Genomic DNA, 655 nt, shown 5'->3' on the forward strand with positions numbered 1-655 from the left:
TACCTAGATATACCAGCGTTTTTGCGCAACCAAGCCGACTAATTGTTCGTTTTTTTGACAATTGTCAAAAAACTGGTAGGATGTGCGACCAAGCTGATAAACAGCTAGCAACTTTGCTTTAATGAGAGGTATTGCATGATTAGGCAGCGTACTTTAAAAGAGATTGTCAAAACAACTGGAGTGGGTCTGCACTCTGGGCGCAAAGTGACATTAACGCTTCGCCCAGCGGCAACAAACACAGGTGTTATATACCGTAGAACAGATTTAGAACCTGCAGTGGATTTCCCTGCGGATGCAAACTCTGTGCGCGATACAATGCTTTGTACAGCTCTTGTTAATGATGAAGGCGTGCGCATTTCTACCGTTGAACACTTGAATGCCGCGCTTGCTGGTATGGGTATCGATAACATTATTATCGAGGTAGACGCACCTGAAATCCCTATTATGGATGGTAGTGCTAGCCCATTCGTATACTTGTTACAATCAGCAGGTATCGAGGTGCAAAACGCAGCTAAGCGTTTCATTCGTATCAAAAAACCAGTTCGCGTAGAAGACGGTGATAAGTGGGCAGAACTTGTTCCTTATGACGGTTTCCGCCTGGATTTTGAGATCGAATTCGAACACCCAGCGATCGATTCAGATGAGCAGCATATGC

General features: G+C 44.7%; 1 protein-coding gene. It reads left to right on the top strand.

Annotation, left to right across the window (positions count from 1 at the left end; translation table 11 throughout):
* Nucleotides 1-135: 135 nt before the first annotated feature.
* Nucleotides 136-655 (top strand): UDP-3-O-acyl-N-acetylglucosamine deacetylase (lpxC, locus tag AB4585_RS24890; protein ID WP_372171426.1); only part of this gene is annotated, 520 nt, incomplete at its 3' end.

This window comes from Vibrio sp. 10N.222.49.C9 (assembly GCF_041474985.1).
Taxonomy (GTDB): domain Bacteria; phylum Pseudomonadota; class Gammaproteobacteria; order Enterobacterales; family Vibrionaceae; genus Vibrio; species Vibrio crassostreae_C.